The organism is Blastococcus sp. SYSU D00922, assembly GCF_054050495.1.
In genome coordinates this window covers 26184-50362 of the sequence record NZ_JBJGZL010000010.1, presented here as the reverse complement: position 1 = coordinate 50362, position 24179 = coordinate 26184, and the positions used below count along the sequence as shown (strand labels likewise).

Below are 24179 nucleotides of genomic sequence, written 5' to 3'. Positions count from 1 at the left end.
GTCCACACGGAGAGGCGCTGTCCACGTCCCGGAACCGCGCGGTGGGCGGACCGGGCGGTCCGGATACGGTCGGACGATGTCGTCGGGTGCCGAGGTCGTGGTGGTCGGGGCGGGTCTGGCCGGCCTCTCGGCGGCGACCCGGCTGGCGGCGGCCGGGGTCGACGTGCACGTCCTCGAGTCCGGCGGTCACGCGGGCGGACGCCTGGCCACCGAGCGGATCGACGGCTTCGTCGTCGACCGGGGCTTCCAGGTGCTCAACACCGGCTACCCACGGGCCGCTGATCTCGACCTGGACGCCCTGGAGCTCGGCTGGTTCGAGCGGGGGGCCGTCGTCCGAGTCGACGGCAGGGCACACCGGGTGGTCGATCCCCGCCGGCGTCCCACCGACGTCGTGGGTACCGCGACCGCTCCGCTCGGCTCAGCCCGGGACAAGGCGGCGCTCGCGGCCTTCTCCCTGCGGGCCGGGTACTCCCCGGTGGGCCGGTTGCTCGCGGCGCCGGAACGGACCGCGGAGCGGGCGCTGCGCGCGACCGGCGTGGGCGACACGGCCCTGGAACGGTTCTTCCGGCCGTTCCTCGCGGGTGTCCTGCTCGAGAGCGAGCTGGAGACCTCGAGCCGCTACCTCGACCTCCTCTGGCGCAGCTTCGTCCGCGGCTCGATCGGGCTGCCGGCCGACGGCATGCAGGCCGTCGGCGAGCAGCTGGCCGGACGGCTGGCTCCCGGACGGCTGCACCTGCGCACGGCCGTGCGCAGGGTCGCGCCCGGGTCGGTGCTCACCGACGAGGGCACGTGGTCCGCGGACGCCGTCGTCGTCGCCACCGACCCCGGGACAGCGGCCCAGCTGCTGCCGGGCGTCGAGGCGGAGGCACCGCGACAGGTCACGACGCACTTCCACGTGCTGCCCCGCTCACCGTGGAGCCTCCCGCTGATCGTCCTCGGGCAGCCCGGCGGCCGGCTGGTCAACAGCGTCGTGCTCTCCGACGCGCAGCCCCGCTACAGCCCCGACGGGCGCGCGCTGGTGGCCAGCTCCACCCTCGCGCCGACCCGGGAGGACGAGGTGCGTGCCGAGGTCGCGGCGGCGCACGGCGTCGCGCCCTCCGACCTCGACCACCTCACGACCGTGACCGTGCCCGGCGCCCAGCCGGCCGCGCTCCCGCCCCTCCAGCTGCGCCGGCCGGTCGACCTCGGGGACGGGCTGTACGTCTGCGGCGACCACCGCGACACCCCGTCCATCCAGGGCGCCATGGCCAGCGGCGCACGCACCGCTCGCGCCGTGCTGCGCGCCCTGCGCCCGACCACGCCACCCGATGACCGGAGAAGCACCTGATGCCCGCAGCCCAGCCCACGATCCTCGCCACCAGCATGGGGTTCGCCTCCCGCGGCCGGGGCCCCTACGACTGGCGTCCCGGTCCGGTGTTCGACCTGGCCTTCGAGCTGGCCGGTGCCCCCGAGCGCCCCCGGCTCTGCTACCTGGGCACGGCCACCGGCGACGACCCGGTGCGCGTGGCCGGCGTCTACGGCGCGTTCGCCGGCAGCCCCGTCCAGGTCAGCCACCTGAGCCTGTTCACGATGCCGACGGTCCCCGACATGCGCGCCCACCTGCTGGCGCAGGACGTCGTCTGGGTGGGCGGTGGCAGCGTCGCCAATCTGCTCGCGGTCTGGCGGGTGCACGGGCTCGACGAGATCTTCCGCGAGGTCTGGGAAGCCGGCGTGGTGCTCGGCGGCGTCTCGGCCGGGTCGCTGTGCTGGCACGTCGGCGGCACCACCGACTCCTACGGCCCCGACCTCCGCCCGGTCACCAACGGCCTGGGGCTCATCCCCACCTCGAACGGCGTGCACTACGACTCCGAGGAGCAGCGCCGCCCGCTGTACCACCGGCTCGTCGCCGACGGCACCCTTCCCGGCGGGCACGCGACCGATGACGGCGTCGGCCTGGTCTACCGGGGCACCGAGCTCGTCGAGGCCGTCGCCGACCGGTCGGGCGCGGCCGCGTACCGGGTGGAGCGCGGCCCCGACGGCACGGCGGTGGAGACCCGCCTCGAACCACGGCGGCTCGGCTGACCGCGGGCATAGGCTGGGCGCCGTGACGCTCGACGTGCTGCGGCTGGGCCTGGTCGACTACGAGGAGGCGTGGGCGCGCCAGCGTGAGCTGCACGCCGCGGTCGTCGAGGGCACCGGCCCCGACACCCTCCTGCTGCTCGAGCACCCGCCGGTCTACACCGCCGGGAAGCGCACCGAGCCGCACGAGCGGCCGTTCGACGGCACGCCGGTGATCGACGTCGACCGCGGCGGCAAGATCACCTGGCACGGGCCGGGCCAGCTCGTCGGCTACCCCATCGTCCGGCTGCCCGACCCGGTCGACGTCGTCGCCCACGTGCGCCGGATGGAGGGCGCGCTGATCGACGTCTGCGCCGGGCTCGGTCTGGCCACCGATCGGGTCGAGGGCCGCAGCGGCGTCTGGGTGCGGGCCGACGAGCGCGGACCCGACCGGAAGATCGCCGCGATCGGCGTCCGGGTCGCCCGGGGTGTGACCATGCACGGGTTCGCCCTCAACTGCGACCCCGACATGTCGGCCTTCGGCAACATGATCCCGTGCGGGATCCCGGACGCCGGTGTCACGTCGCTGAGCGCCGAGCTCGGCCGCGACGTCCCGGTCGCCGAGGTCATCGACGCCGTGGAGACCACCATGCGCGCCGTCCTGACCCCGACGGCCGTCTGAGCCGCCGCCGGGGTCCCTCGATCACCCGAGGACGAAGTTGACCAGCCGGCCCGGGACGGCGACGACGCGCCGGACTGTCGCCCCGTCCAGGTAGCCGGCGATCTTCTCGTCGGCCCGCGCCGCCGCCTCCAGCGCGGCGGCGTCGGCGTCAGCGGCCACGCTCACCTGCGAGCGCACCTTGCCGTTGACCTGGACCGCCACCTGCACGGTGTCCTCGACCAGCCAGCGCTCGTCGGCCACGGGGAACGGCGTCCACGCGGACGAGCCCTCGTGGCCGAGCCTGGTCCACAGCTCGTCGGCCATGTGCGGCGCCAGCGGGGCCACCATCAGCACCAGGGCCTCGGCGACCTCGCGCGGCACCGGCGACGTCGCCCCGTAGGCCTGCGTCAGGTGGTTGGTCAGCTCGGTGATGCGGGCGATCGCGATGTTGAACCGCAGCGTGGCGAAGCCGTCGCGGACCCCGGCGATCGTGCGGTGCAGCGCCCGCAGCGTCTCCTCGGCCGGCTCGACGCCGTCGGCCGCCCGCACGGCGCCGGACACCTCGTCGACGACCACGCGCCAGATCCGCTGCAGCAGTCGCTGCGAGCCGACGACGGCCTTGGTCTCCCACGGTCGCGACTGGTCGAGCGGGCCGGTCGACATCTCGTACACCCGGAAGGTGTCCGCGCCGTAGGCGCCGATCATCTCGTCCGGCGTCACCATGTTCTTCAGGCTCTTGCCGATCTTCCCGTACTCGCGGTTGACCGGCTTGCCCTCGTAGAAGAACTGGCCGTCCTTCTCCACCACGTCGGCGGCGGGCACGTAGAACCCGCGCTCGTCGGTGTAGGCGAAGGCGGAGATGTAGCCCTGGTTGACCAGGCGGCGGAACGGCTCCTCGCTGGAGACGTACCCCAGGTCGTGCAGCACCTTGTGCCAGAACCGGGCGTACAGCAGGTGCAGCACCGCGTGCTCGACGCCGCCGACGTACAGGTCGACGCCGCCCACGTCCCCGGGCTCGCGCGGGCCGAGCCAGTACTGCTCCAGCGCCGGGTCGACCATCCGCTCGTCGTCGGCGGGGTCCAGGTAGCGCAGGTAGTACCAGCAGGAGCCCGCCCAGTTGGGCATGGTGTTCGTCTCGCGCCGGTACTTCTTCGGCCCGTCGCCCAGGTCCAGCACGACCGTCGTCCAGTCCGTCGCGCGGGACAGCGGCGGCTCCGGCGAGGAGTCGGCGTCGTCGTCGGCGAAGGTCTTGGGCGAGTAGTCGTCGACCTCGGGCAGCAGCACCGGGAGCATGGACTCCGGGACGGCGATCGGCAGGTCGTCCTCGTCGTAGACGATCGGGAACGGCTCACCCCAGTAGCGCTGCCGGCTGAACAGCCAGTCGCGCAGCTTGTAGGTGGTGGTGGCCTCGCCGTAGCCGTGCTGGACCAGCCAACCGGTGATGCGTTCGATGGCCTCGGCCTTGCTGAGTCCGTCCAGCGAGATCTCGTCGTTGGACGAGTTGATCATGCGGCCGGGGCCGGTCCAGGCCCCGGACTCCTCGTCGAAGCCCTCGGGGCGGTCGACGGTCGGGATGACCTCCAGGCCGAACTTCCGCGCGAATTCCCAGTCGCGCTGGTCCTCGCCCGGCACGGCCATGATCGCGCCCGTGCCGTAGCCGGTCAGCACGTAGTCGGCGATGAAGACCGGGAGCTCCCGGCCGTTCACCGGGTTGACGGCGGTGACGCCCAGCCAGACGCCGGTCTTCTCGCGTCCGGTGTCCTGCCGGTCCAGCTCGGAGCGGCGGGAGGCCTGCAGCTGGTAGCCGCGCACCGCCTCGGCCGGGGTGGCCGCTCCCCCGGTCCAGCGGGGATCGGTGCCGTCCGGCCAGGCGTCGGCGGTCAGCGCGTCGACCAGCGGGTGCTCGGGCGCCAGCACCATGTAGGTGGCGCCGAACAGGGTGTCGGGCCGCGTGGTGAAGACCTCGACCTGCTCCGCGCCCGCGGCGAACCGGACCTTCGCGCCCGTCGAGCGGCCGATCCAGTTGCGCTGCATCAGCTTCAGCGAGTCCGACCAGTCCAGCCGGTCCAGGTCGTCGATCAGCCGGTCGGCGTAGGCGGTGATCCGCATCATCCACTGCTTGAGCGGGCGCCGGAACACCGGGAAGTTGCCGCGCTCGGAGCGCCCGTCGGCGGTGACCTCCTCGTTGGACAGCACCGTGCCCAGGCCCGGGCACCAGTTCACCGGCGCCTCGTGCAGGTAGGCCAGCCGGTGCGCGTCGACGACCTTGCGCCGCGACACCTCGTCCAGCTCCGTCCACGGCAGGCCGGAGGGGTTCGTGCCGGGGGCGGGCTCCCGCGTCCCGGCGTCCAGCTCGGCGACGAGCTCCTCGATCCGGCGCGCCTTGCCGACGGCCGGGTCGAACCAAGCGCCGAACAGCTGCAGGAAGATCCACTGGGTCCACTTGTAGTAGCCCGGGTCGATCGTGGCGAAGCTGCGGCGGTCGTCGTGGTCGACGCCCAGCCGGCGCAGCTGCGCCTTGATGGCCTTGATGTTGGCCTCGGTGGTGATCCGCGGGTGCTGGCCGGTCTGGACGGCGTACTGCTCGGCGGGCAGGCCGAAGGCGTCGTAGCCCATGGGGTGCAGGACGTTGTCGCCGTCCATCCGCCGGAACCGGCTCGTGACGTCGGTGCCCAGGTAGCCCAGCGGGTGGCCGACGTGCAGCCCGGCGCCCGAGGGATACGGGAACATGTCCATCAGGAAGTACTTCGGCCGGCCGGCGACCCGCTCGAACCCCGCGCTCAGCCGGCCGGTCGGGTTGGGCGTGTGGAAGGTGCCCTCGGCCTCCCAGCGGTCCTGCCAGGCGAGCTCGATCTGCTGCGCCAGCGCCGGCGTGTAGCGGTGCTGAGGTATCTCCCCACCCACCCGGTCGCCAGTCGCCTGCTCGGCGTTGGGCTGATCGGCGGTCTGGCTCATCGCTGGTGCTCCCGGGTCATCGCGGTACACGTACCGGCGGCAGACATGAAGAAACCCCTCACGCAGGAGGGGTCGCCGTGCTGGTCTGAACGTCTCAGGTCAGCACGGCCGGTGGAGCAGGAGCCGCCTGGTCACCCCGCCAGCCTACCGCGCGGCGGAGGCACCGGTCCGCGTCGGGCACCGGACCCGTCTCACCCCTCCGGGCCGGAATCGGCCGGTTTCGGCTGTGGTCGGGCGGCATCCCCGCCGATGACGTTCCCGTGGACCAGGACCAGCGAGGGACGACGGGGCGCGGCGCGCCGTCCGTCGCGCTCCTGGGCCTGGCCCTGCTGTGCCTGCTCGCGTTCGCCTCCGGCGTCGCCTGGCGTCCCACGGGCCCGGGCTGGGACGCGGCGTACGACGTCGTCCTCTACAACGCCACCTACCTCCCGGCCGCGGCGCTCTGCTGGCTGGCCGGCCGGCGGGTGCCGCGCGAGCGGATCGCCTGGCGGGCCCTGTGCGTCGCGCTCCTCATGAGCGCGACCGCCAACACGCTGCGCACCGCGGGCGCCGGGGTGGACGGCGCCGCGAACGGCTCGGCCGCCGTGGACGGCCTCGCGCTGCTGGCCTACCTGACCCTCTACCTCACCCTCGTCGGGTTCATCCGCGCCCGCGTGCCGCGCTTCCACCCGAGCATGTGGCTCGACGGCGTCATCGGCGCCCTCGGCGCCACCGCGGTGGGCGTCGCCTTCCTGCTCGGGCCGTACCTGGACGCGGCGCCCGGCCGGGACCCGATCCCCCTGCTCCAGCTGGGCATGCCGGCGACCGACGTCCTGCTCCTGGCGCTGCTCGTCGCGGTCGGCTCCATCCTCGGCGTGCGCCTCGACCGCACCCTCGTGCTGGTCGCCGCGGCCCTGGCGCTGATGATGGTCGGCGACCTGGTCCTGTTCGCCCGGACCGTCCTCGGCACCTACGTGGACGGCGGCCTGCTGGAGCTGACCTGGCTGTCGGCGATCGTCCTCGTCGCCCTGTCGGCCCACCTGGCGCGTCCGCGGCCGCAGCCACGGGCGGGGGCCGACAGCCGCACGCGCCTGGGCTGGCGCCTGCTCGCCCTGCCCCTGGCCTGCAACGTGGCCAGCCTCGTCGTCCTCGCCATCGGCTGGGGCGACGAGCTGCCGGGCGCGGCCGCCTGGCTGGCCATCGGCTGCGTCGTCGCGGCGATCGCCCGCACGGGCATCACCTTCCGCGAGGTCCGCGCCTTCAACGAGGTGCGGGAGCAGGCGCGCACCGACGAGCTGACCGGCCTGCCCAACCGCCGGGCGCTGCTGGAGAGGGCCGAGCGCGTCCTCGCCTCGGCGACCGCCCGCAGGCCCGCCGCGCTCCTCCTCCTCGACCTCGACGGGTTCAAGGAGGTCAACGACAGCCTCGGCCACACCGCCGGCGACCAGCTGCTCGCCCAGATCGGCCCGCGGCTGGAGCCCGCGCTCCGCGAGGGCGAGCTCCTGGCCCGGCTGGGTGGGGACGAGTTCGCCGTCCTGCTGCCGGAGGCGTCGCTCGACGAGGCCCAGGACCGCGCCGAGCGGCTGCGCAAGCTCCTGCTGCTCCCGTTCGCCGTCGAGGACATCCGGCTGCACGTCGGGGTCAGCATCGGCATCGCGACCGCGCCGGTCCCCGCCGCCACGGTGCAGGAGATGCTGCGCTGCGCCGACGTCGCCATGTACGCCGCGAAGGCCGCTCGCGAGGGCGTGCACGTGTACGTGCCCGACCCGCACGGGGGCAGCGGCGACCGGCTGCGCACGATGGAGGAGCTGCGGACGGCGCTGCAGTCCGACCAGCTCGTCGTCCACCTGCAGCCGCAGGTCGACCTCGGCGACGGCCGCGTCGTCGGCGTCGAGGCGCTCGTGCGCTGGCAGCACCCGGTGCGCGGGCTCCTCTCCCCCGCGGAGCTGCTCCCGGCCGCCGAGCAGGCCGGGCTGCTGCGGCCGCTCACCGACACCGTCCTCGAGCTGGCGCTGACCGCGACCGCGCGGTGGTGGCGGACCGACCGCGTGCCGGTGTCGGTGAACCTGGCTGCGGCGAACGTGAACGACATCGACCTGCCCGCGAAGGTCGCGGCCGCCCTGGCCCGGCACGGCCTGCCCGCGGAGGCCCTGACCCTCGAGCTGGTCGAGGACACCCTCATGGCCGACCCGGAGCGCGGCCGGCAGGTGCTGGCGCAGCTCCGCCGGCTCGGCGTCCGGACGTCGATCGACGACTACGGCACCGGGTACAGCTCGCTGGCCTACCTGCGGCACCTGCCCGCCGACGAGCTCAAGCTCGACCGGAGCCTGACGGCCGACGTCGACAGCGACGACCGTGCCGCCGCCATCGTCGAGCACACCGCGGCGCTCGCGCACGCCCTCGGCCTGCGCCTGGTCGCCGAGGGGGTCGAGGACGACGCGACCGGCGCCGCGCTCGCGCGGCTCGGCTGCGACATCGCGCAGGGCTACGCGATCGCCCGCCCCATGCCGGTGGCCGACTTCCTGCGGTGGCTGGCCGCGCCGCGCGCCTGGCTGCCGGACCGCTCGCGCAGCTGACCGCCGCCTCGCTCAGCCCAGCTGCGGGGCCACCTCGCTCGCGACGAGGTCGAGGTGGTCGAGGTCGGAGAGGTCGAGCACCTGCAGGTAGACCCGCTGCGCCCCCGCCTCGGCATAGCGGCCGATGATGTCGACCGCCTCAACCGGGGTGCCTGCGACGCCGTGCTCGCGCAGCTCGTCCACCTCCCGGCCGATGGCCGCCGCGCGGCGCGCGAGCTCCGCCTCGTCCCTGCCCACGCACAGCACCAGCGCCGAGCTGAACACCATCGACCCCGGGTCGCGGCCGACCTCCTCGCACGCCTCCCGCACCCCGGCGAACAGGCGGGCGTTGTCGGCCGCCGACATGAACGGCACGTTGAACTCGCCCGCGTAGCGGGCCGCCAGCCGCGGTGTCCGCTTCTTGCCGGCGCCGCCGACGATCACCGGGATGCCGCCGTCCTGGACCGGCTTGGGCAGCGCCGGCGAGTCCGAGACGGGGTAGTACTTGCCGTCGAAGTCGAATGTCTCACCGGCCGGCGTGCCCCAGAGCCCGGTGACGACGGCGAGCTGCTCCTCGTAGCGGTCGAAGCGCTCGCCGAGCGGGGGGAACGGGATGCCGTACGCCGTGTGCTCGGCCTCGAACCAGCCGGCACCGATGCCCAGCTCGACGCGCCCACCGCTCATCTGGTCGACCTGCGCGACCGAGATCGCCAGCGGGCCGGGCAGCCGGAAGGTGCCGGCCGTCATGAGCGTGCCGAGGCGGATGCGGCTGGTCTCGCGCGCCAGCCCGGCGAGGGTCACCCACGCGTCGGTGGGTCCGGGCAGGCCGTCGCCGCCCATCGTCAGGTAGTGGTCGGACCGGAAGAAGGCGTCGAAGCCGGTCTCCTCGGTGCGCCGGGCGACGGCCAGCAGGTCGTCGTACGTGGCGCCCATCTGGGGCTCGGTGAAGATGCGCAGCAGCACGGTCCCGACGCTAGCCAGCGGGGCCCGCCACCGCCGCCCGGGGCCCTCCGGGGTGTGCTCGCCGCCCGGACCGGGCAGGATGATCGCGAGACGATCAACTCGGAGGTGCAGCTCGTGTTCCGCAAGAAGACGCGTGGTCAGGTCATCGGTGCCGAGCTCCAGGAGGGTCTCGCCCACATCGGGGTAGCGGCCACCGAGGCCGGCCGCCTCGCGGCCGAGCAGCTCGCACCGCGCGTCGCCGCGGCACGCGAGGCAGCAGGCCCGGCGCTCGACGCCGCCCAGAAGGCCGCCGCCACCAAGGTGGCGCCCAAGGTCGCCGCGGCGGTGGCGGCCACCGCGCCGGCCGTCGCGACGGCACGCGACACCCTCGCCCCCAAGGTCGAGGCCGCCCGCGACGCGCTCGCCCCGCGCGTCGAGGCCGCCCGCGAAGCCGCCGCTCCCCGCGTCGCGGCCGCGCAGGCCGCCGCCGCCAAGGCCGCGGCCGACCTCGCCCCCCGGGTGGAGGCGGCCCAGAAGGCGGCGCAGAAGGCGCTCAAGGACGACGTGGTCCCCCGGCTCGAGGCCGCCCAGGTGGCCGCGCTCGCCTACGCCGCCCCCAAGGTGGTCGCCGCCCGGGAGGCCGTGACGCCCGCGCTGGAGAGCGCCCGCGAGACGCTGGCCGCCGGCGTCGACAGCGCGCTGAGCGAGCTGGACGCCCGCCGCGCCGAGTTCGTGGCCACGGCCGAGAAGTCCACCCGCAAGGCCCGCAAGGGGGCGAAGAAGGCCCGGAAGACCGCGGTCAAGAAGCGCCGGGAGTTCGAGAAGGCCGCCGCCGCGACGGCGAAGACGGTCAAGCGCAAGACCGGGATCGAGAAGGAGCCGCGGCGCTGGCCGTGGGTGTTCCTGGCCTTCGCCCTGGGTACGGCAACGTTCGTCCTGCTGCGCCGCAAGAAGGACGACACCTGGACCCCCGCCCCCGCGGGCGACGGCCCGGTTCCCAGCTACCGAGAGGACCCCGTGCCCAGCTCCGACAGCACGTCCGGCAAGACCGTCTCCACCGCCGACACCACCGGCGACTCCGCCCCGGCCGAGTCGGACATGGGCATGCGCGATGCGCAGCTGGTCGACGGCGACGGCCCCGACGACACCACGCCGCCGGAGTCCACCGCTCCGGAGCCGTTCACCTCCGGCAACGGCGGCTCCGACGCGGGCCCGACCGCGGGACCGGCCGACCGGCAGGTCTGAGCACCTCATCACATCCGACGCCCCCGTCGCCGCTGGCGACGGGGGCGTCGTGTGTCCCGGAGTACCGTGGAGATCATGAGTGAGACGGCCGCTCCAGCGCATTCGTCGGGCTCCCCGCTCGAGCCGGCCGGCCGCAAGCTCCTGCGCCTCGAGGTGCGCAACAGCCAGGTCCCGATCGAGCGCAAGCCGGAGTGGATCAAGACCCGGCTGAAGACGGGGCCGGAGTACACCGAGCTCAAGTCGCTGGTCCGCCGCGAGGGCCTGCACACGGTCTGCGAAGAGGCCGGCTGCCCCAACATCTACGAGTGCTGGGAGGACCGGGAGGCCACCTTCCTCATCGGTGGCGACCAGTGCACGCGGCGTTGCGACTTCTGCCAGATCGACACGGGCAAGCCCGCCGCCTTCGACGCCGACGAGCCGCGCCGGGTCGCCGAGAGCGTCGCGACCATGGGCCTCAAGTACGCCACCGTCACCGGGGTCGCCCGTGACGACCTCCCCGACGGCGGCGCCTGGCTGTACGCCGAGACGGTCCGCCAGATCCACGCCCAGCTCCCCGGGTGCGGCGTCGAGCTGCTCATCCCCGACTTCAACGCCGACCCCGACCAGCTCGCCGAGGTGTTCTCCTCGCGGCCGGAGGTGCTGGCGCACAACGTGGAGACGGTGCCGCGGATCTTCAAGCGCATCCGCCCCGGCTTCCGCTTCGAGCGGTCGCTCGCCGTGATCACCGCCGCCCGGGAGGCCGGCCTGGTCACCAAGTCGAACCTGATCCTGGGCATGGGCGAGGAGCCGCACGAGGTCGTCGAGACCATGCAGGCCCTGCACGACGCCGGCTGCGACCTGCTGACGATCACGCAGTACCTGCGCCCCTCCCCGCGGCACCACCCCGTCGTCCGGTGGGTGAAGCCGGACGAGTTCGTCGGCTTCCAGGCCGAGGCCGAGCGGATCGGCTTCCCGGGTGTCCTCGCCGGCCCCCTGGTGCGCAGCTCCTACCGCGCCGGGCGGCTCTACCAGCAGGCCGTCGAGGCCCGCGGGCTCACCCAGCAGGGCTGACCCGGCGGGATCGGCGCGGAAAGCGGCGCACGCGCCCCTATCCTGGGGACATGGCACGCAGCAAGCCCGCAGACTCGACCGCTCCGAGCGGCAAGGGTTCCGGCAGGGCCCCGAAGCTCGACAAGAACGGTCAGCCCAAGGTGGGCCGGCTGAAGAAGCTCGGCGGCCAGGCCCGCATGATCAAGCAGGCCTACTCGCTCACCCGTCGCAACGACCCGAAGCTGCCCTGGGTCATGCTGATCTGGTTCGTGGCGGTCGCCGCGGTGGTCGAGCTCATCGGCATCCTGCTCGACTCCCCCTTCGTGTTCCTGCCGTTGGCGCTCATCACCGGTGGGCTGGCGGCGCTGATCGTCTTCGGCCGCCGTGCGCAGGGCTCGGCCTACCGGCAGGTCGAAGGCCAGCCGGGTGCCGCAGCGTGGGTCCTCGAGGGCATGCGCGGCGACTGGCGGGTCACCTCCGGCGTCGCCGGCACCCAGCAGATGGACGCCGTCCACCGCGTCCTGGGCCGGCCCGGCGTGATCCTGGTGGCCGAGGGCGTGCCCGGGCGGGTGCGCGGGCTGCTGGCGCAGGAGAAGAAGAAGATCGCCCGCGTGGTCGGCGACGCCCCGATCTACGACATCATCGTCGGGGAGGACGAGGGGCAGATCCCGCTGCGCAAGCTCAGCACCCACGTCATGAAGCTGCCCCGCAACCTCAGCGCCGCGGAGGTCAACGCGCTCGGCCGCCGGATGAGCGCCCTGGGTGGCGCCCGCATGCCGGTGCCCGGTGGGCCGCTGCCCGGCGGCAAGCAGATGAGCGTCAGCCAGCGCCAGGTCCGGCGCCGCGGCTGACCGCCCGATCTCCGTCGAACCCGTCCCGCCGGGACGGGGCGTTCTCCCTTCTCGCGGTACTTCCCCCGTGCCAGGGTGACGGCGTGGCCGGCCCCACCTCGACCCGTCCTCCGCGCGTCCCGCCGTCCTGGTTCGTGCACTCGGCCTGGCGCGCCCACCGGGCGCTGCACCGGCTCAGCGGCGGCCGCTTCCTCTGGACGCCGTCGAACAAGCGGGGCTGGGGTGCGCTGCACCTCACCACCGTCGGCCGGCGGACCGGGCAGCCGCGCGGCGTGATCATCGGCTACCTCGAGGACGGCCCCCGCCTGGTCACGATCGCGATGAACGGCTGGGAGGAGGGCCACCCCGCCTGGTGGCTCAACCTGGAGGCCCACCCCGACGCCGTCGTCCGGCTCCCCGGTCAGCCGCCCCGACCGGTGCGGGCACGCCTGGCCGCGGGTGACGAGCGCGACCGTCTCTGGCAGCGGTGGAGGGCGGTCGACCCGCGCCTCGACGGCTACGCCGGCCGGAGGTCGACGCAGACCCCGGTCGTCGTTCTGGAACCGGCCGGCTGACCTCGGGTCAGCCGCGGACGACGGCGGTGTCCGTGACGCGGTCGTGCAGGCCGCGCCCGTCGGCGTCGACGATCAGGGCCGGGATCAGCAGGCAGAGCAGGGCGGTGCGGACGACGGCCCGCCACGGGGCCAGCCGCTGACCCGGCCGCGGGTGCGCCAGGCGGAGGCCGGTGAGCCGCATGCCGGGGGTCTGGCCGAAGAGCGCGAGGGTGAGCACGGTCAGCCCGGCGAAGGCGGCCAGCGCCCAGTTGCCCGGCAGCTCCGGCGCGGTGAACAGGCCGGCGGTCAGCGCGGACCCGAGGGCGTCGACGAGGAAGGCCACGACCCGGGTGCTGAAGGGCGCGAGCGACCCCGGGCCGTCCGCGGGCAGACCCAGAGAGGCGCCGCGCACGCGGTCCTGAGAGGGTGGCTGCACGTCGTTGACCATGCGACAAGCGTAGGACCAGGTTCGAGCGGTGCCCGTATGCCTCGATGAGGTGACCCGGCGACACGCCGGGAGCGTTGTTACGCCTCCGAAACACTCGGGACACCGGGGGGCAACTCCGCCCTCGTAACTTGCGGTTCGGCAGTCAGCCCAATCCCGGAGGATCGATGTTCACCAGCCCCGACGAGGTCGCCGCCTACATCCGCGACAACGACGTCGAGTACGTCGACGTCCGCTTCTGCGACCTCCCCGGCGTCATGCAGCACTTCACCATCCCGGCGTCGACCTTCGGCGAGGACACGTTCTCCGAGGGCCTGGGCTTCGACGGTTCGTCGATCCGCGGCTTCCAGGCGATCAACGAGTCGGACATGCTCCTGCTGCCCGACGCCAACAGCGCCTTCCTGGACCCGTTCCGCCGGCACAAGACGCTGAACGTCAACTTCTTCATCCACGACCCGATCACGCGCGAGGCCTACAGCCGCGACCCGCGCAACGTGGCGAAGAAGGCGGAGGCGTACCTCGCCAGCAGCGGCATCGCCGACACCGCGTACTTCGGCCCCGAGGCGGAGTTCTACATCTTCGACTCGATCCGGCACTCGACCGGGATCAACGAGGGCTACTACCACATCGACTCGGTCGAGGGCTCCTGGAACTCGGGCGCGCTGACGGGTGAGAACGGGGGCCCGAACCTGGGCTACAAGACCCGTGCCAAGGGCGGGTACTTCCCGGTCGAGCCCTACGACCACTACAGCGACCTGCGGTCGACGATGATGACCAACCTGACCAACGCCGGCCTCGAGCTCGAGCGCGGTCACCACGAGGTGGGCACCGGCGGCCAGGCCGAGATCAACTACAAGTTCGACACGCTGCTGCGGTCGGCCGACAGCCTGATGCTGTTCAAGTACATCATCAAGAACACGGCCTGGGCCCACGGCAAGACGGCGACCTTCATGCCCAAGCCGCTCTTCGGCGACAACGGCTCCGGCATGCACTGCCACCAGAGCCTCTGGAAGGACGGCGAGCCGCTCTTCCACGCCGAGACCGGCTACGCGGGCCTGTCCGACACCGCCCGCCACTACATCGGCGGCCTGCTGGCCCACGCCCCGTCGCTGCTGGCCTTCACCAACCCGACGGTCAACAGCTACCACCGCCTGGTGCCCGGCTACGAGGCCCCGATCAACCTCGTCTACTCGGCCCGCAACCGCTCCGCCTGCTGCCGCATCCCGATCTCGGGTGACAGCCCCAAGGCCAAGCGCATCGAGTTCCGCGTGCCCGACCCGTCGGCCAACCCGTACCTCGCCTTCTCGGCGATGCTGATGGCCGGCCTCGACGGCATCAAGAACAAGATCGAGCCCCCGGCGCCGGTCGACAAGGACCTCTACGAGCTGCCGCCCGAGGAGGCGCTCGGCATCGAGAAGGTCCCGGCCTCGCTCGACGCCGTCCTCGACCGGCTGGAGACCGACCACGAGTACCTGATCGACGGCGGGGTGTTCACCCCCGACCTGATCGAGACGTGGATCGAGTACAAGCGGGAGAACGAGATCGACCCGATCCGCCTCCGCCCGCACCCGCACGAGTTCGCCATGTACTACGACATCTGAGTCCCCTCCTCATCGCGGCCCCCGTCCTCACCCGAGGCCGGGGGCCGCGGTGCGTCCGCGTCACGATTGGGCATCGAGCCTGGTCAGCCGCGAGCCGACCGGCCTACCGTCCGCTGCATGAGGCGCCTCCCGGGCTCCGTGATCGCAGCGCTCGCCGTCGCGCTGGTCGTCGGCTGCTCGGGGCCGTCCGGGGACTCCGGCGGCGCCGACTCCGGATCCGGCACGGGCGCCGTCGCACCCGAGCCCGCCGCCCCCGGCGATCCGGAGGCCGCTCCCGACGACGCCGACCGGCAGGTGGTCACGACCGCGTCGGCCTCCCTCGCCGTGGACGACCCGGCCGACGGCGCCCAGCGGATCAGCGAGCTGGTTGAGGCCGCGGGCGGCCGGGTGGAGGAGCGCACGGAGCGGGGGGCGTCCGAGGAGGACGGCGGCGGCGCCGCTGCCGATCTCGTGGTGCGCGTGCCGTCGGACGCGCTGACGGACCTGCTGGCCGACCTCGAGCAGATCGGCGACGTCGAGAACGTGTCCGTGTCGCGCTCGGACGTGACCGCCAGCGCGGTCGACCTCGACGCCCGCATCGCGGCGCTGCGGACCTCGGTGGCCCGCCTGCAGTCGCTGATGGACCAGGCGGCCGACACCGAGGCGCTCCTGGCAGCGGAGGCGGCGCTGTCCGAGCGGCAGGAGGAGCTGGAGTCGCTGCAGTCCCAGCGGACGCTGCTCGCCGACCAGGTGGAGCTGTCCACCTTGAGCCTGCACCTGGAGCCCTTCGGCGTGGCACCGGCCGGCGGCCCCGACGGCTTCCTCGACGGCCTCGGCACCGGCTGGCGGGCCCTGGTGACCGCCCTGAGCGGCCTGGTCGTCGTCCTCGGGTTCGCCCTCCCCTGGCTCGCCGTCGCGGGGCTCGTCACCGCCGCGGTGCTGGTACCCGTCCGCCTGTCGCGCCGGCGGGCCGCCGTCGAGGCGCCCACCCCGCCGCAGGGCGGCTGAGCGTCGGGCCGTTCACCCGCGGTCGAGGGCGACCTGCCACGCGACGCCGGTGGCCCCGCAGTCGAAGCCCTGGATCGTCGACTCGGCGTAGCTCCCGGTCAGCCGGCCGTCGGCGACCACGAGCTCCACCCGCCACTGCGCGCTCCGGGTGGGGCTCCCGCCACAGCGGGGTGCGACGTCCGGTGGCAGCGGGCCGACCGCCCGGTAGACCCCGTCCTCGAAATGCAGCGGTGGGCTGCCGTAGCTGCTGTCGAAGGGCGTCACCACGCAGCCGCCGGCCGGGCACTCGATGCTGAGCCGGAACGCCCGGGTCCCGGAGCAGTCCTCGTCGGAGAACCCGGCGCAGCGCTGCAGGGTGCCGCCGCCGGTCCACTCCCCCGCCAGTTCGGCGTCCGCCACCGGTCCCGTCATGGTCGCCGGGGCGACCGCGCCGGTACCTCCGCGCTCTCCCCGGTCGACCACCAGGAGGGCCGCGAAAGCCAGCACCACGACCGCGACGACGCCGAGGGGGAGCCAGAGGGTGCGCCACCTGGGCGCCCGGCCGTACCCGTCGGTCACCGGCCCACCTCCAGCACCCGCCGCGCGAGGAATGTCACCGAGCGTTCCCGGTGTTGTCACCAGGCAGCAACGGGTCCGCTCCTAGACTGGACCCGTGCCCGACGTGGCACGAACCGGCCCGACGACCGCGCACCGCACAGCGACGAGCAGCGCGCGAGGCCCCCGGTTCCCGGCACCGACGCCGGCCCCGCAGCGTTGCGACCCCCACGACTCGCGCCGGCACGAGCCCGGCGTTTCCTGCGGCGACCCGGTCGCCCGACCCGAGACGGATGGAACACGCATGACCACTGCACGACCGACAGCACTCAACGACGACCACGGCGACCAGTTCCCCGGCGCCGTTCCCACTCCCGCCGCGACCGCCGGCCCGGCGGGCCACGACCGGCTCGTCCGGATGCACGCGGCGTACGTCCACAAGGTCAACGCCGTCGTCGGCTCCGGCAACGACGACCTCGCCCACGAGCTCGCGCAGAGCTTCGACGAGGAGACCGGCGCCCCCACCAGGACGCACGCCGACCGCCGGACCGCCGGACGCCGCACGCCGGGCCGGGGCGACGCCGGCCGCCGCCCGGGCCGGGTCGGCTCCCTCGCCCGCCGCTCGCTGCAGCGCTTCGACCGCTACACCCTCGACGTGTTCAACGCCGGGACGCCGTCCCGGGAGCGCTGAGCCCTCGACGCACCGCGGCCCCTCACCTCGGACGAGGCGAGGGGCCGCTGTGCGTCCGGGGCGATCAGGGCCGCGCGGACCCCTCGGCGCGGGTGCCCGGCCGACGGGCGGCGAACGGCGTGGCCAGGTCCTCGAGGGACTTGCCCTCGGCGGCGACGCCGATGACCGCGGCGACGATGCCGCCCACCGCCATCACGCCGGCGCCGAGCAGGTAGCCGCCGAACAGCGGGCCGCGGTCCTCGCCCTCGCCGATCAGCGCGCCGTAGATGACCGGGCCCAAGGCTCCGAAGCACTGGGCGATGGCGAAGAACACCGCGATCGCCTTGGCCCGGACTTCCTGCGGGAAGATCTCGCTCACCGTGAGGTAGGCCGAGCTGGCCCCCGCGGAGGCGAAGAAGAAGATCACGCTCCAGGCGATGGTCTGCGTCGTCGCGTTCAGCACGTCGGCCTCGAACAGGAACGCGGTCACCGCCAGCAGGACGCCGGACAGGATGTAGGTCGTCGCGATCATCTGCTTGCGGCCGATGGTGTCGAAGAGGTGGCCCAGGAGGAACGGCCCGCTCAGGTTCCCCAGGGCGAACGCGATGAGGAACAGCGGCGCCGTCTTCTCGTCGACGCCGTAGAAGTTGGTCAGCACGAGCGTGTACGAGAAGAAGATCGCGTTGAAGAGGAACGACTGCGTGATCATCAGCGTGGCGCCGTAGAAGGCCCGCCGCGGGTACTCCTTGAACAGCACCCGGGTCAGCGCTGCGTACCCGATGTCCTCGGCCGGTGTGAGGTCGATGGCCTTGGCCGGGTCGACGTCGGGCAGCTCCCGGCCGCCGTGGCGGACCTCGTGCTCGATGTAGTCGATCGACTCCTCGGCCTCGGCCTCGCGACCGTGCATGACCTGCCACCGGGGGCTCTCCGGCAGGTGCCGCCGCACCACGATGATGACCAGGCCCAGCACGGGGCCCAGCAGGAAGGCGACCCGCCAGGCGATGCCCGGGTCGAGCTGGTTCAGGAAGATGTAGGTGCCCAGCGTGCCGATCACCGCGCCGGCCCAGTAGGTGCCGTTGACCATGATGTCGACACGTCCCCGGTAGCGGGCCGGGATCAGCTCGTCGATCGCGGAGTTGATGGCCGCGTACTCGCCACCGATGCCCATGCCGGCGATGAAGCGGGTCAGGTACAGCCAGACCAGCGACAGCGCCCCGTTGCTGATCGTCAGCGCCGTCAGCCCGCTGCCGATGAGGTACACGGCCAGGGTGATGACGAAGAGCTTCTTGCGGCCGAGCTTGTCCGACAGCCGCCCGAAGAACAGCGCCCCGGCGACCTCGCCCGCGAGGTAGACCGTCGCGATGAGGCCTACCTGCGTGCTCGTCAGCGCGAGGGTGTCCTCCTGCGTCAGCGTGGCCACGACCGCACTGGCGACGGTGATCTCGAGACCGTCCAGCACCCAGGCGACGCCGAGGGCGATGACCATCCGGGTGTGGAAGGGGGACCACGGCAGGCGGTCGATGCGCGCCGGGATGAGGCTGCGGATGGCTCCAGGCGCCGGTGCCTGGGAAGCGGTCGTCATGGATGGACCTCCGGGTGAGCGGGACCGGCCGATACCCGCTCCCGCTTGGTTGACGCATCCAACGGCCCGGGAGCCACCCACTCGGGCGAACGCCCCTCCGCTCAGGCCGGGACGACGTCCTCCCGCCGGGCGGCGGAGGGAAGCCTGCGGTCCGCCACGAGGAAGAGCAGCAGGAACGCCAGTGCCGCCACCACGACCGCGGCGAGGTTGCCCAGCGCGACGGCGTAGCCGTGGATCTCGACGGACATGAAGTCGTACGGGTACCAGTGCGTCACGGCGCCCTGCGCGAGGATCCACGCGATCCAGAGCACCGGCCAGACCAGCGCGCGGCCGACGACGGCCCCGGCGATGCGCGGCCGGGGCCCGAACAGCAGCCAGCCCACGAGCGTCATCACCGGGGACACGTAGTGCTCGCCGGCGTTGGTCCAGGCGTGCAGACCCTGCGGGTCGTACAGCGGCGCCAGGACGACGGCGTAGACAAGCCCGGTGATCGTGATGCCGAGCAGCGAGGCGAGCCGGACGACGCGCCACAGCGGGCCGTCGTGCTCCGGGTCGCGGACGAGCGGCAGCACGGCGGCGAGCACGAGCAGGTTGCTCTGGATCGTGAAGTAGCTGAAGAAGCGGACGACGCGACCGAGGATGCTCAGCGACTCGTCCGCGGGATCGGCCAGGTTGAGCATGAACTGCACCGAGACCGACAGCGCCACGACGACGACCAGCACGCCCCACCACGCGCGGGCAGGGCCGATCCGGCGCGAGGGCGTCCCCGTCACGGCGGGGATCATGCCCTGACGTCTCCGGTCAGCCGTACCTCGCCACGAAGTTGGCCAGCATCCGCCCCGGCTCGGTGATCACCGCGGGGGTCAGCCGCGCGATCAGGTCGTCGCGCTCGTCGGGCGGGTAGTAGCCGGCGTGCTGGTAGACGCGGACCCGCGTGATGATGCCGTCGACGTCGAGCTCGGGGTGGAACTGCGTCGCGTACAGGTTCCGCTTGATCCGGAACATCTGCACCGGGCACGCCTCCGAGCTCGCCAGCAGCACCGCGCCGGGCGGCAGGACGCTGCACGCCTCGCGGTGCCCCACGAACGCGTCGAACTCCGGCGCCATGCTGGCCAGCACCGGGTCGGCCAGGCCGTCCGCGGTCAGCCTGATGCGGACGGCGGAGATCGGCTCGGCGTACGTGCGGTCGATGACCCCGCCCTGGTGCACCCCGAGCGTGCCGACGCCGTAGCAGGCGCCGAAGAACGGGAAGTCCCGCGCGACGATCTCGTCGAGCAGGGCCGACAGCTCGCGCTCGACCCGGCGCTGGACGTCGGACTTCTCCAGCGGCGGGTCGCTGGAGTTGAACGGCCCGCCCCCGACGAGGACCCCCGCGTAGTCGTCGAGGTCGATCGCCGGCAGCGGCCCGGCCTCCATGCGGATGCGCCGCAGGCGCTCCGGGGGCAGGCCGGAGAAGCGCAGGAAGGCCTCGTACTCCCCGTCGGCGGCGAGGTCCTCGGCGCGCGAGGACAGCAGGAGGAAGGGCCGCACGACGGGGATCCTAGGTCGGCCCGCGGATCGGGCGGACGCGCCAGGTCCCGTTGTCGCGGTCCCCCGGGAGGACTAGCTTCCGGCGCCATCGTCGCGGGGGACATCCATCGGTCAGGAGCGGACCCATGCTGAACGACAGCAAGGTGACGGCGAACATCCCGGCGGGCGACCTCGGTCGGGCGCGGGACTTCTACGCGGACAAGCTGGGGCTCACGCCCATCCAGGAGCTCGGTGGCGAGGCACTCGTCTACCGGACCGCGGGCGGCACCGAGTTCCAGGTCTACCGGACCGACTACGCCGGCCAGGCCGGGCACACCATCGCCCAGTTCCACGTGTCCGACATCGAGTCGGAGGTGCACGACCTGGAAGCCAAGGGCGTCACGTTCGAGACCTACGAGATGCCGGGCGTGCAGTGGGACGGGGTCATCGCGTCGCTGGAGGGCCTCGGCCGCGCCGCCTGGTTCAAGGACAGCGAGGGGAACACGATGTGCATCGACCAGGTCCCCGCGGGCTGACGCCGGACCGCGTCAGCCCCACACATCCTCGGCCGTCTCGACGATCAGCGCGAGCTTGGCGATCTGCTCGTCCTGGGTGAGCGAGTTGCCCTCGACGGTCGAGGAGAACCCGCACTGGCCCGACAGCGCCAGCTGCTCCAGCGGCACGAACCGCGCCGCCTCGTCGATGCGGCGCTTGAGGTCGTCCTTGCGCTCGAGCTCCGGGCGCTTCGTCGTCACCAGGCCGAGGACGACCCGCTTGCCCGGCGGCACGAAGCGCAGCGGCTCGAACCCGCCGGACCGGTCGTCGTCGTACTCGAGGAAGAAGCCGTCGACGTCGAGCCCGCCGAACAGCGCCTCGGCCACGAAGTCGTAGCCGCCCTCGGCGACCCACGACGAGCGGAAGTTGCCGCGGCACAGGTGCGTGGTGACCGTGAGCCCCGCGGGCCGGCCGTCGAGCGCCCGGTTGATCTGGCGGATGTAGCGCTCGTGCAGGTGCTCGGCGTCCCGGCCCTGCGCGGCCAGCTCGGCGCGCTGCCGCGGGTCGTTGAGGTAGGCCAGGCTGGTGTCGTCGAACTGGAGGTAGGTGCAGCCCTGCGCCGCGATGCCGCGGACCTGCGCCGAGTAGGCGGCCGAGAGGGCGTCCCAGAACTGGTCCTCGTCGGGGTAGACCGCCGGATCGATGGCCGCCGCTCCCCCGCGGTAGTGGACCATCGACGGCGACGGGATGGTCAGCTTCGGCGTCTGCTCCGGGGACGCCACCGACGTCAGGTAGGCGAAGTCCGGACCGAAGATCGGCTCGTCGATCCGCAGCGGGCCGTCGACGTGCAGCCCGGCCGGCGTGTAGTCGAGGCTCCCGTCCGCGTTCTGGAAGTGGACGACGATGTTCTGGTCGGTGACCTTGGTGATGCCGTCGATCGCGTAGATGAAGTCCATGTGCCAGGAGGCCCGGCGGAACTCGCCGTCGGTCGCCGTCCGCAGCCCGACGTCGGCCTGCATGCGGACGGCGTCGGCGATCGCCTCGTCCTCGATCCCCCGCAGCTCGGCGTCGTCGATCTCGCCGGCGGCGTGCCGGGCGCGGGCGTCGAGGAGGTTCTTGGGACGGAGCAGGCTGCCGACGTGGTCGGCGCGGAAGGGCGGGCCGGAGGCATCGGTCATGCCAGGCAGCTTGGCGCAGCCGCACGACCGGCGCAGCCGGTTCTCACGTGGTGGGAGGCAGCACCAGCCGCTCGGGCTGCGCCGGGACGAACCGGGACGCCAGCCCCTCGGCCGCTAGGTAGACCGCGAGGGCCGGGAGGATCGCGACGGCGGGCGGCAGAACCAGCGGGGCCGCCACGATCGAGATCGCCAGTACGTCGGGGGCGCTCACGAGTCAGCCCGGCCAGCGCCGTTCGTTTGCCAGGCCGCCTCAGCGGACGCCGGCCCACATCAGCCACCGGCGCAGCAACGGCACGTCGCTCTCCCGCACGCGCGCCGGAAGATCCCGTCCGCCTGCCGGGAGGTGACCACTCGCGTACGCAGGCCCTCGGTGACCAGTCAGTCGTGCAGGATTGCCGCCAGCGTGTACGCGCCGAAGCGCGGCACCAGCCACGTGACCGGCCGTGGCACGGAGGCGAAGTCGGTGCGGAAGCCCGCCGGGACGACGAACCGGTCCCGGCGGCCCTGGTAGACCAGCGCGTCCACCAGGGCCCACCGGTCGGCGTCGAGGCGTCGGCCGGTCAGCGATCCCGGGAGGAAGGGCACCCGGCCCACGCTCCGCCCGCTATCGCAGCACTTCCACTGAAAGATCGAGCAGCCGAACGGTCATCTTCGGACCGCACGTCTGAGCTCCAGGCACCTCCCGCTCCTATCTGTGAGCAGACACCGGGTGTATGTCCAGACCCGCCTGATAGATGCGGTGTACGTAAAAGGCGCCACAGGTTTCGACATTGCTGCGATGCTCCATAAAGAGTGGATCATCGGAGAAGAAGAACGGCTGACCACTAGTCCGGGTAGAGCACCCCAACAGACCAATCTGGTAAAGCACCAGGAGTAGTGGCTGATACATCTCACCCCAAGATGCATCATACGCGGCCGACCACATGCTTTGCGTTGCAGTCGTTAGCCAGCGAGTGCCAGCGAAATCCGAGTCCGACAGGAGCAGCATTATGTCGTCAAGGCGTTCGGTGAGCTCCTCCCGAGTCATCTTGGCCGGCGACCCTCGGAATCGGTCGATCACCCTCTCGATGCCCGGATATGTGGTCTTCCACTCATCACGAAGCGCAAGAACGCGTTTTGCAGAGTAGGCTTTCTCGGCGGCGAAGATGTCCTGCCATGTCAATCGCGCGCGACCGACGCCCACACTCAGACATTCATTGCCGAATGCGATCGCATCACGAGGCCGAAGAAGTGTCCGCTCCAACATATACTCAAGGGCATTGCCGCGGGCGCGGTTGGGCATCGGAAGAAGATCGCCGATCTCCACGACATCCATGCCAAGGGCGCGGCCAGCAACGGAGACCCGCTCATTCAGGAGCTCTTCGAGGTCCAGCCTGGTCCAGCGAATTGGCAGAACCAGGGAACGAAGCTTCTCCTCCTGACCGCCTCCCCTCTTTCCGAAGTCCAACTCCTGGAAGATGTTGGTTCTAAGTGCCACCAGGACCTTGAGGTTCTTCACCCGCTTCAGACTGAGCACTGTGCTGAACAAGCAGCGGATTAGATCATTAGCGATACGTTCATCGACCCAATCTTTGTCCAGGTCGTCAATCACCACATACGTGAAGTGCTGGGGACTGTCCAGCACGTCCTCATCAAGCACGCTCATCATCTGATTCAGGCGAGCCAGCTGTGTGTCATTCACTACCCGCTGAAAGCGATCAACCTGCTCCGCCTTACTCTGTCGACTTTCCTCAAGGCCATATCCGCCCTCCATATTGAAGGACATCTGACCGAGGCCCGCCTTTGCACCGGCAGCGGCATCGATCCTTCTAGTGAAATTGTCCGTTATCTCCCGGATTCGCTCATCCGCTTCGCACCAAAAGCGCCCTTCATACTCCTCCAGATAGTCGAGCGCCGCCCGCTTGGTCCGATCCGCTTTCACTCTGTCGCGCAGGATGCCCCAGAAGTTCTGCTTCGCTTCAGGCGAATCAACTCTATAGCGATGACGAAGTATTTCGACTAGGAGGACATGCCTCCAGAGCGTGGTCCAGAAGTTGTCAAGGTTTACTTCGAGAGAGTCGAGGTATCTGATCGCCTGAAGGTTAGTGATATAGGGTAGGGCTAAGTCTTCAGGATTGATGCGAATAACATGGTCGGATTGCGTGTCTTGCAGATGAGTCAGCGCTGCAGATTTCCCAGAACCAGTGCGACCGATCAAGAAGCACCTGGTATCTGACCGGGACACGATGACCTGATAGTCACTGGTCTCATAGAAGGCGTCTTCGAGCAGCGAATCCGCCTCCGCCTGCTCTCCGCCGAGCGTGAAGGTGCTCTTCAGCTTCGACTTTCGTGTGGCCATGAATCCTCCCCCGGTTTGCCCGACCGTAGGGGGAGCAACTTCAGTAGGCAAGG

At 72.0% G+C, this 24179-nt stretch carries 23 protein-coding genes; 12 read left to right on the top strand and 11 right to left on the bottom strand.

Going from position 1 to position 24179, the window contains the following annotated elements; translation table 11 throughout:
• Positions 1 to 76: 76 nt before the first annotated feature.
• Genes ACI78T_RS14915 through lipB form a run of 3 tightly spaced genes read left to right on the top strand, consistent with a single transcriptional unit; the run spans position 77 to position 2719 of the window.
• Complete coding sequence (locus tag ACI78T_RS14915) at positions 77 to 1327, top strand: NAD(P)/FAD-dependent oxidoreductase (RefSeq protein ID WP_456558894.1); 1251 nt, start codon at positions 77 to 79, stop codon at positions 1325 to 1327.
• Complete coding sequence (locus ACI78T_RS14910) at positions 1327 to 2061, top strand: Type 1 glutamine amidotransferase-like domain-containing protein (RefSeq protein WP_456558893.1); 735 nt, start codon at positions 1327 to 1329, stop codon at positions 2059 to 2061. Before ACI78T_RS14915 ends, ACI78T_RS14910 begins: the two co-directional genes overlap by 1 nt.
• Positions 2062 to 2074: 13 nt before the next feature.
• A complete protein-coding gene (gene lipB / locus ACI78T_RS14905; protein WP_456558998.1) occupies positions 2075 to 2719 on the top strand; it encodes a lipoyl(octanoyl) transferase LipB in 645 nt (214 codons plus the stop codon).
• Positions 2720 to 2740: 21 nt separating this feature from the next.
• Here the strand turns inward: lipB and leuS are convergent, their stop codons facing one another.
• Positions 2741 to 5653 (bottom strand): leucine--tRNA ligase, encoded by a 2913-nt coding sequence (leuS, locus tag ACI78T_RS14900; RefSeq protein WP_456558892.1) that lies wholly within the window; start codon positions 5651 to 5653, stop codon positions 2741 to 2743.
• 260 nt (positions 5654 to 5913) lie between these two features.
• On the opposite strand from leuS, the gene ACI78T_RS14895 reads away from it, so the two are divergent.
• A complete protein-coding gene (locus tag ACI78T_RS14895; RefSeq protein ID WP_456558891.1) occupies positions 5914 to 8208 on the top strand; it encodes a putative bifunctional diguanylate cyclase/phosphodiesterase in 2295 nt (764 codons plus the stop codon).
• Positions 8209 to 8220: 12 nt separating this feature from the next.
• Here ACI78T_RS14895 and ACI78T_RS14890 read toward each other — a convergent pair whose 3' ends face one another.
• Entirely contained in the window at positions 8221 to 9150 is a 930-nt protein-coding gene (locus ACI78T_RS14890) for an LLM class F420-dependent oxidoreductase (RefSeq protein WP_456558890.1), read from the bottom strand.
• Positions 9151 to 9264: 114 nt separating this feature from the next.
• Between ACI78T_RS14890 and ACI78T_RS14885 the strand changes: the two genes are divergently transcribed.
• The 4 genes from ACI78T_RS14885 (at position 9265) to ACI78T_RS14870 (ending at position 12808) form a co-directional block, all read left to right on the top strand.
• Positions 9265 to 10374 carry a hypothetical protein gene (locus tag ACI78T_RS14885; protein ID WP_456558889.1) on the top strand — a complete coding sequence of 370 codons (1110 nt, stop codon included), beginning with the start codon at positions 9265 to 9267 and terminating at the stop codon, positions 10372 to 10374.
• Between the two features lie 75 nt (positions 10375 to 10449).
• A complete protein-coding gene (lipA, locus tag ACI78T_RS14880) occupies positions 10450 to 11424 on the top strand; it encodes a lipoyl synthase (RefSeq protein WP_456558888.1) in 975 nt (324 codons plus the stop codon).
• Positions 11425 to 11474: 50 nt separating this feature from the next.
• Positions 11475 to 12254 carry a DUF4191 domain-containing protein gene (locus ACI78T_RS14875; RefSeq protein WP_456558887.1) on the top strand — a complete coding sequence of 260 codons (780 nt, stop codon included), beginning with the start codon at positions 11475 to 11477 and terminating at the stop codon, positions 12252 to 12254.
• 83 nt (positions 12255 to 12337) lie between these two features.
• On the top strand, positions 12338 to 12808 hold the full coding sequence (locus ACI78T_RS14870; RefSeq protein ID WP_456558886.1) for a nitroreductase/quinone reductase family protein: 471 nt from the start codon (positions 12338 to 12340) through the stop codon (positions 12806 to 12808).
• A 7-nt stretch (positions 12809 to 12815) separates the two neighbouring features.
• On the opposite strand, the gene ACI78T_RS14865 is transcribed toward ACI78T_RS14870, so the two are convergent.
• Complete coding sequence (locus tag ACI78T_RS14865) at positions 12816 to 13235, bottom strand: RDD family protein (RefSeq protein ID WP_456558885.1); 420 nt, start codon at positions 13233 to 13235, stop codon at positions 12816 to 12818.
• Positions 13236 to 13399: 164 nt separating this feature from the next.
• Between ACI78T_RS14865 and glnA the strand changes: the two genes are divergently transcribed.
• Together glnA and ACI78T_RS14855 are read left to right on the top strand one after the other, a co-directional pair.
• Positions 13400 to 14833 (top strand): type I glutamate--ammonia ligase, encoded by a 1434-nt coding sequence (gene glnA / locus ACI78T_RS14860; RefSeq protein WP_456558884.1) that lies wholly within the window; start codon positions 13400 to 13402, stop codon positions 14831 to 14833.
• Between the two features lie 117 nt (positions 14834 to 14950).
• Positions 14951 to 15820 carry a DUF4349 domain-containing protein gene (locus tag ACI78T_RS14855; RefSeq protein WP_456558883.1) on the top strand — a complete coding sequence of 290 codons (870 nt, stop codon included), beginning with the start codon at positions 14951 to 14953 and terminating at the stop codon, positions 15818 to 15820.
• Between the two features lie 12 nt (positions 15821 to 15832).
• Here ACI78T_RS14855 and ACI78T_RS14850 read toward each other — a convergent pair whose 3' ends face one another.
• Positions 15833 to 16378: a hypothetical protein gene (locus ACI78T_RS14850; RefSeq protein WP_456558882.1), complete on the bottom strand. Its 546-nt coding sequence runs from the start codon at positions 16376 to 16378 to the stop codon at positions 15833 to 15835.
• Between the two features lie 280 nt (positions 16379 to 16658).
• On the opposite strand from ACI78T_RS14850, the gene ACI78T_RS14845 reads away from it, so the two are divergent.
• Positions 16659 to 17045 (top strand): hypothetical protein, encoded by a 387-nt coding sequence (locus ACI78T_RS14845; RefSeq protein ID WP_456558881.1) that lies wholly within the window; start codon positions 16659 to 16661, stop codon positions 17043 to 17045.
• Between the two features lie 64 nt (positions 17046 to 17109).
• Here the strand turns inward: ACI78T_RS14845 and ACI78T_RS14840 are convergent, their stop codons facing one another.
• From ACI78T_RS14840 to ACI78T_RS14830, 3 genes are all read right to left on the bottom strand, one after another.
• A complete protein-coding gene (locus ACI78T_RS14840; RefSeq protein WP_456558880.1) occupies positions 17110 to 18606 on the bottom strand; it encodes an MFS transporter in 1497 nt (498 codons plus the stop codon).
• A gap of 101 nt (positions 18607 to 18707) precedes the next feature.
• On the bottom strand, positions 18708 to 19379 hold the full coding sequence (locus ACI78T_RS14835) for a Pr6Pr family membrane protein (RefSeq protein WP_456558879.1): 672 nt from the start codon (positions 19377 to 19379) through the stop codon (positions 18708 to 18710).
• 28 nt (positions 19380 to 19407) lie between these two features.
• Positions 19408 to 20136, bottom strand: coding sequence for a glutamine amidotransferase (locus ACI78T_RS14830; protein WP_456558878.1), 729 nt, complete (start codon positions 20134 to 20136; stop codon positions 19408 to 19410).
• Positions 20137 to 20261: 125 nt separating this feature from the next.
• Here ACI78T_RS14830 and ACI78T_RS14825 point away from each other — a divergent pair, with 125 nt between their 5' ends.
• Positions 20262 to 20651, top strand: a complete 390-nt coding sequence (locus ACI78T_RS14825) for a VOC family protein (protein ID WP_456558877.1) — start codon at positions 20262 to 20264, stop codon at positions 20649 to 20651.
• Between the two features lie 12 nt (positions 20652 to 20663).
• Here the strand turns inward: ACI78T_RS14825 and ACI78T_RS14820 are convergent, their stop codons facing one another.
• The 4 genes from ACI78T_RS14820 to ACI78T_RS14805 form a co-directional block, all read right to left on the bottom strand.
• Positions 20664 to 21788 carry a 5-methyltetrahydropteroyltriglutamate--homocysteine S-methyltransferase gene (locus ACI78T_RS14820; RefSeq protein WP_456558876.1) on the bottom strand — a complete coding sequence of 375 codons (1125 nt, stop codon included), beginning with the start codon at positions 21786 to 21788 and terminating at the stop codon, positions 20664 to 20666.
• A 43-nt stretch (positions 21789 to 21831) separates the two neighbouring features.
• Complete coding sequence (locus ACI78T_RS14815; protein WP_456558875.1) at positions 21832 to 21999, bottom strand: hypothetical protein; 168 nt, start codon at positions 21997 to 21999, stop codon at positions 21832 to 21834.
• 167 nt (positions 22000 to 22166) lie between these two features.
• On the bottom strand, positions 22167 to 22373 hold the full coding sequence (locus ACI78T_RS14810; protein WP_456558874.1) for a DUF1353 domain-containing protein: 207 nt from the start codon (positions 22371 to 22373) through the stop codon (positions 22167 to 22169).
• Between the two features lie 103 nt (positions 22374 to 22476).
• Positions 22477 to 24126, bottom strand: coding sequence for a P-loop ATPase, Sll1717 family (locus ACI78T_RS14805; protein WP_456558873.1), 1650 nt, complete (start codon positions 24124 to 24126; stop codon positions 22477 to 22479).
• Positions 24127 to 24179: the final 53 nt, after the last annotated feature.

Bases quoted from the DNA above. Each gene is read 5' to 3' on its own strand.
- ACI78T_RS14840 (WP_456558880.1), bottom strand. From the start codon at position 18,606: ATGACGACCGCTTCCCAGGCACCGGCGCCTGGAGCCATCCGCAGCCTC.
- ACI78T_RS14875 (WP_456558887.1), top strand. From the start codon at position 11,475: ATGGCACGCAGCAAGCCCGCAGACTCGACCGCTCCGAGCGGCAAGGGT.
- ACI78T_RS14865 (WP_456558885.1), bottom strand. From the start codon at position 13,235: ATGGTCAACGACGTGCAGCCACCCTCTCAGGACCGCGTGCGCGGCGCC.
- glnA (WP_456558884.1), top strand. From the start codon at position 13,400: ATGTTCACCAGCCCCGACGAGGTCGCCGCCTACATCCGCGACAACGAC.
- lipA (WP_456558888.1), top strand. From the start codon at position 10,450: ATGAGTGAGACGGCCGCTCCAGCGCATTCGTCGGGCTCCCCGCTCGAG.
- ACI78T_RS14915 (WP_456558894.1), top strand. From the start codon at position 77: ATGTCGTCGGGTGCCGAGGTCGTGGTGGTCGGGGCGGGTCTGGCCGGC.
- ACI78T_RS14845 (WP_456558881.1), top strand. From the start codon at position 16,659: ATGACCACTGCACGACCGACAGCACTCAACGACGACCACGGCGACCAG.
- ACI78T_RS14805 (WP_456558873.1), bottom strand. From the start codon at position 24,126: ATGGCCACACGAAAGTCGAAGCTGAAGAGCACCTTCACGCTCGGCGGA.
- leuS (WP_456558892.1), bottom strand. From the start codon at position 5,653: ATGAGCCAGACCGCCGATCAGCCCAACGCCGAGCAGGCGACTGGCGAC.
- ACI78T_RS14855 (WP_456558883.1), top strand. From the start codon at position 14,951: ATGAGGCGCCTCCCGGGCTCCGTGATCGCAGCGCTCGCCGTCGCGCTG.
- ACI78T_RS14820 (WP_456558876.1), bottom strand. From the start codon at position 21,788: ATGACCGATGCCTCCGGCCCGCCCTTCCGCGCCGACCACGTCGGCAGC.
- ACI78T_RS14910 (WP_456558893.1), top strand. From the start codon at position 1,327: ATGCCCGCAGCCCAGCCCACGATCCTCGCCACCAGCATGGGGTTCGCC.
- ACI78T_RS14825 (WP_456558877.1), top strand. From the start codon at position 20,262: ATGCTGAACGACAGCAAGGTGACGGCGAACATCCCGGCGGGCGACCTC.